The 6000-nt window shown below is 70.9% G+C and carries 3 protein-coding genes and 1 pseudogene; all 4 read right to left on the bottom strand.

The window, feature by feature from the left end; all coding sequences use genetic code 11:
* Positions 1–420: pseudogene (locus tag AWZ10_RS31280) on the bottom strand (hypothetical protein); the annotation flags it as partial.
* 52 nt (positions 421–472) lie between these two features.
* Entirely contained in the window at positions 473–769 is a 297-nt protein-coding gene (locus tag AWZ10_RS55860) for a hypothetical protein (RefSeq protein WP_159015117.1), read from the bottom strand.
* 130 nt (positions 770–899) lie between these two features.
* Positions 900–1613, bottom strand: coding sequence for a ribosome-inactivating family protein (locus AWZ10_RS31275; protein ID WP_060890112.1), 714 nt, complete (start codon positions 1611–1613; stop codon positions 900–902).
* 664 nt (positions 1614–2277) lie between these two features.
* A complete protein-coding gene (locus AWZ10_RS31270) occupies positions 2278–5997 on the bottom strand; it encodes an nSTAND1 domain-containing NTPase (protein ID WP_060892633.1) in 3720 nt (1239 codons plus the stop codon).
* Positions 5998–6000 lie beyond the last annotated feature (3 nt).

The following is a 6000-nucleotide window of genomic DNA, read 5'->3' as shown; positions in this document are numbered from 1 at the left end:
GCGGCGGGTGACGGGCTGGGGCAGGGCGCGGGCGGCGACCAGGCCGAGGGCGACGACCAGGAGGAGGGTGCCGAAGGTCCACCCCCAGCCGAGCGCCTGTTCCGTCGCACGGGTGAGGGGCTTGAGGACGAGGCCGCCGAACGGCGTACCGGCGAACCGCGTCGAGTCGTACAGCGAACCCGTGACATGCAGGACACCGTCCGGTCCGACCCAGGTCTCCAGGTCGGTCAGCCGCTCCCCACTGGCCGTGTGCAGCACGACCGCGATCTGCCGCGCCGCCAGGACCGCGGCGACCAGCCAGAGCACGACGCGAACCGTCCCCAACCGGGCCGCCGCACCCGTGCCCACGGCACCGCCCGGTCTGCCCTGCTCCGCGTTCGCCACGCCCTGCCGTCCCTCCGGCATCGTTCGCCGCCCCATGGAAATGCTCGCACCGCCCTTGTCGTCAGACGGGGGCACCCCCCGCTTCACCTCACAGCCGCCCAGGTTTGGGGTGCGTCCCCCTTTGAGAGGGAGCCGGCGGTGGATCGGTGCGGGCGCCAGCAGCATGCTGGTGCGCCCGCACGATGGTGGAGTCGACCGAGATGTCCCAGTCGATCTCGCCCGCAGCGTCAGCCTGGGCTTGGACCTGCTGGAGCAGGCGCTCCCAGGGCCCGTCGGCCGACCACAATCGGTGTGGCCTGCACACGGTCTTCCACGGACCGGACCGTTCGGGCAGGTTACGCCGCTGAGCGCCTGTCCATACCTGGCGCGGAATCCCGTCGATCATCTGCCGGGTGATGCCGCCACCTGCCACAACGCCTGTGGCTGAGCGGCAGGAACGGCCGCAGTCGTTCCCACTCGGCATCCGCCAGATCACCCCGGCCCCTGTCCACATCAACGATCCCAACGCGCAGTGCTCACATGCGACCGGACGAGTCCTGGTTGCACATCAGGCCTACCTCCTGTGCGGTGAGGAAGACCTCGGACCCGTTGTCCATGCCGCTCGCGATGTGGTTGGCGATGGGGCGGAACCGTGAGGCCTCGGAGATGGCGATGATGTAGCGCAGCATGCCGCGCGCCTGGGCGGTGCGGTCGGTGCCTCCGATGCCGAGGTCTTTGAGGCTGCTCTCGAGGCTGGACCCGCTCAGATTGACGGCGGCCAGCGACTGGTTCGCGACGCGGGTGAGGGCGTCGTAGTCCTCTTTGCCGAGGAACCAGTTGTCGTGGGTGGCGTCGTCCTTGTGGGGGACGTCGGAGGTGAGGTTCAGGACGAAGTCGTGTGAGGTGTCACTGGAGAAGAACCGCACGACGTAGAAGTCGCTGAGCCGTACGGTCGCATGCACCGTGGGGGCTCGGTTGCCGCTACTGATCACAATGTCGGCGAAACTCCGGCTCTCCGGGGTGTCGGTGACGGCGAGGTTCATCCCGGTGTCGGCGTTGGTCGTGTGGCGGCCGTCGGCGGAGGTTGCGGCGAGCTTCCGCAACTGGTCGAGCATGGTCAGGTAGGCGCCCGGGCCGCGGTTGATATCCCAGCGGACCTGTGGGGAGCCGACGTGCTTCTTGCCGACGAAGGGCACCAGGAATCCGAGGAGGACGGACAAAGTGACCGCGGCCAGGACGCTGATGGGCAAGGTGTGCTCCGGAACCGTTCGACGTGCAGCGATGTCACGACCGACGCTCACAGCCGGGAAGTTGTTTTACAGCCCCCTTTTGCCACCGCAGACAATTCCGGAGGGTCGAGTTCCAATTGCTTGTCCGGATATGGGGTTTTCGTCGCTTCCTGTGTCTGCCTCACTGGCGTTCACCCCCGAGACCACGACTGTGGACGCGAGCAGTGCGCGCAAGCGACGGGTCGCGGAACTCGCCACGCAGCCCGCTATCGACACCTGTGAGGAACATCTGGCGCTCGACACGCTGATGCAGGGCGCCACCGGCGTACGGGGGCTGCACGGCAACCTGCACGATGCCCTGCCCGCCTCTTCGTGCCGGTGGGGCCGAAGCCCTCGCCCGCGCGCTTGCGCCGCCGCACGTTTCCCGGAGCGATGGCGGCGCCGGCCAGGCCACGGCAGTGAGAAACAGGCTGCAGGAGTCGTTCGGGCAGCAGTTGGTGTCAGCGACCGGCGGAAGCGTCCGACCCCGGGTCCTCGTCCCGGCGAGGAATGTGACGGGAGGGCGGGTACGCGTCGTACCGGGGCAAGTCCTGTGCTGGATCGAGGTCGGACGGCATGGGCTGGTGCAGGCGGTACTCGGCGTACTGGGCAGCCGACCCGGCACTTTCATGATCCACGGAGACGGTCAGTGGCAGACCCGCCGGTACGGCCGGTCCGGAACGTAGGTGCGCCACTGCGCCCGGGTCAGCTCCGTGTTCCCGGCACGGGCGCAGACGAGGGACACCGCTCGGTCGGGATCCACGACGTACCGCTGGAGCGGTACGCGCTTGCCGCCCGCGTACAGCAGGGTGCTGTCCGGGCTGAAGGCGAGGGTGTCGATGCTGCCACCGGGCGTGGGCAGAGGCGGACCGAGAGGTTGCTGGGTCGCGATGTCCCAGAGTTGGAGGGTGCCCGCGTCGCCGCCCACGGCGAGCGTGTCGCCGTCCGGACTGAAGGCGAGAGCCGTGATCGACTCGCCTGAGCCGGAGGCCGGATCGACGGGCCCCGGGAAGACGTTCCTCAAAATGCCCGCCTGGTGTCGGAGGTCGCCGTCCCAGAGGGCCACTCGACCTGTCCCGGCGCCGGCCGCCAGTCCGGAGCCGTCGGGAGCGAAGGAGATTTCGTCGATGCTGTCGCGCTGGACGAGGTCATGGGCCTGCAACCGGCCCGCTCGTACGACACGGTTGTCGGTCACGAGGAGCCTGCCGTTGGGGCTGACGGCCAGACTATAGCCGCCCGGGCGGGGGAGGAGCGCCGTCCTCCGTTGCCGCTTGGTGTCCCATATTTCGTTGAAGTAGCCGTCCTCGGTCAAACGTGCGGTGAGGAGCGTACGGCCGCCCGGTCCCAGGGCGATCTCGTCCACAGGCACCCCGGACGCCGTCGCCAGGTCCACGGTGGTCTTCGTGCGTCCGGCGGTCACGTCCCACACCGTCAGCGGCTGCTTCTCCGCGTCCCAGAGGGGGATGGAGATTCCGTAGGCGAACATGCGTCCGTCGGGGCTGAAGGACAGCAACGGCTCGGCGATGTCTACGGGGACCGTCGACTCGCCGGTGCGGAAGACGGGATTTGGCGGGGCCGGCAGGGTTCGCAGGAGTCGGCCGTCGCGCGTGTTTCGCAGCTGGAAGGTGTAGCGGTCACCGGTGCGTTCGGCGGTGGCGAGTGTCCTGCCGTCGGGGCTGAGCCGGACCCCGGCGAGCGGACTTGTGCGCCAGTCGCGGGTGAGCGTCGACGTGAGGTCGAGGGTGTGGACCGTGCCTCCTTCGAGGTACCGCAGCACGGGCCGCCTGGAGTCCCAGGCGAGGCGGACGGGCGACGCGCTGGGCAAGGGGTGTCGAAGAACGGGGGCGCCGCCGGCCGGCAGGCGCCACACCCTGATCTCTTGGCTGCCGCTGGTCGCCAGATACGAGCCGTCCGCGCTCACGACGGTGCCACCCGGGTCGGCGACGTCGGCGAGTTCTCGTCCTGACGTGGTGTCCCATACACGCGCCCGGTCCCCGGTGCGAGAAAGGAGCCGACCGCCGGTGAAGCCCAGGAAGCCGTCACCGCAGACGCCGCGGGCGTTGGTCCAGGCACCGCGCCGCACGGTGCGCGTGGAGGTGTCCCAGACCTGCGGGGACCGGCCGCGCGGGCAGACCGCCAGCAGCCGGCCGTCGTCGGCCGCAGCGTGAACGAGCTCTCCACCGCCGGCCGACGGGGTCCGGAAGACGACATGGCCGTCGGCGAGGGAGTAGAGCCGAGCCCGGTCGTCGTCCCGGCTCCACACCACATAATGACGGCCCCTCGCCCCGAAGCCCACGGTGGACCCGAACGGCAACGGGTCCCCGACCCAGCGCCCCGTTCGGGTGTCCCACAGCCGCTCGGTCCTGTCAGCGGTCCAAATGAGGAGCACCCGGCCGTCCGGACTCGCCCTGACTACCGCCCCGCGAGGTACCGGCCCCGAGGCGATACGGCGGTGAGTGTCCACATCCCACCTCCGCCAGGTGGTGTTGTCGCTGGTGCTGAGCAGGGTGCGCCCGGAGCTGTCGAGGAACCGGGCCGGTTCGTCACCGGGCGCCGGGTCGGTGAAGTCGCCCAGTTCGCGCTGGGCCAGCGCGCCCAGCAGGGCCCGGCGCGACTCCGGCAGGGGAGAGAGGCGCCATGCGGCGACGCCGAGCAGCATCGCGGTGCGCGGGTCGGTGGTACGCAGCGCGTCGGCGACCGCGGCCACCCGTCGGGCCGCCGTGTCGGTGGTCTGCTTCTCGCTGTCCTGACGCAGCCGCACGGCGGTCAGGCCGACGACCAGGGCCACCGCCAGTACGGCGCAGAGCGAGGCCGTGAGCGTGCGGCTGCGGCGCCGGGCCCTGGCGGCGGCCCGCTCCTCCGTCGCCCGCTGCTCCGCCGCGGTGACCAGGAAGGCACTCTCCTCGGACGTCAGACCGTCGTAGCCGCGGTCGTCGCCCGCGAACAGTTCCTCGGCCCGCGCCAGGCGGGTGCCCCGGTAGAGCGTGCCCGGGTCGCGGTCATGCTCCAGCCAGGTGCGGGCGGCGTCGGTCAGCTGCCGGTGGTGGCGCAGCCGCTCCCGGTCCGCTTCGATCCACTCGCGCAGCCGTGGCCAGCAGGTGATGAGCGCCTCGTGGGCGAGCTGCACACCGTCGTCGTCGGTGGTCAGCAGCCGGGCCCGGGTCAGCCGCCCGGCGACGGCCCGCACGTCGGGGTCCTCCCACCCGGCCATTTCCTCCCAGCTGAGCGGGCGGCGCGTGTCGGCGTTGCCCTGGCCGGGCTCGACCATCCGCAGGAGCAGATGCCGGGCGGCGCGCGCCTGCGCCGGTGAGAGTTCCCCGTACGCCTCCTCGGCGCTGGCCGCGATCGCGCCCCGTACCCCACCGGCCGCTTCATACGCGGCCAGGGTCAGCATCCGCCCCTTGCGCCGCCGCCAGGTCTCCAACAGAGCGTGGGACAACATCGGCAGTCCGCCGGGCTCGTCGAGCACCTCCTCGACGATCCGCGCCGTCAGCGTCCGCTCCACGATGAGCCCGGCCGCCTGCGCGGGACCGATCACCACCTCACGCAGCTCGTCCGCGGTCATGGGACCGACCAGCAGCCCGCTCCCGTGCAGCGCCTCCGCCAGTCGCGGGTGCTCGGCGCACCGCGCATAGAAGTCGGACCGTACGGCGATGAGCACGCGCAGTCGGCTTCCCGGGGCCCGCGCGGCGAGCAGAAGGTCGAGGAAGCGGTCCCGCTCAGCGCGCTCGCGGCAGAGGGTGAAGACCTCCTCGAACTGATCCACCACCACCCAGCACTCCGGATCGTCGGCTTCCGGCGCCAACAGATGTCCGTAGGTGGCGGCGGGCCGGGCCCCCGGAGTGATGATGCGAAGCACCGCCGTACAGCCCTGCTGCGCGATCTTCTCCCGCAGCAGGGGAATCAGACCGGCCCGCAGCAGGGAGGATTTGCCGCTGCCGGACGCCCCGAACACCACGGCGAACGGGGACCCCGACCCCAGCTCGCTCAGCTCGTCGATCACCCGGTCCCGGCCGAAGAACAGCTCACAGTCATCCGGCTCGAAGCGCGCGAGGCCACGGTAGGGCGGAGCGGCGTCGGCCTCCTCCTGCCTCTCCTGCCCGGCCAGCGCCTCGGCCTCCGCCCACCGTTCCTCCCACGGAACGGGGTCGGCGCCGCATGCCTGGACGTACGCCCGGAACACGGCCAACGACGGCAGCCGCTCGCCGTTCGCAGCTTTCGCCAGGGTCGTCACCGAGAAGCCGGCCTTCTTCGCCATGGTCCGGTACGACACGCCACCCGCCGAACGGCGCAGCTCGCGAAGATCATGGGCGAGTCGCTGCACCGGACCGGCCGCCGGATCGACCGGCAGTTCAGGACGCCCCATCGG

It is taken from the genome of Streptomyces europaeiscabiei, from assembly GCF_001550375.1.
GTDB classification, from domain to species: Bacteria; Actinomycetota; Actinomycetes; order Streptomycetales; family Streptomycetaceae; genus Streptomyces; species Streptomyces europaeiscabiei.
The sequence above is the reverse complement of the archived record's forward strand: the minus strand, read 5'-3'. Positions and strand labels throughout refer to the sequence as shown.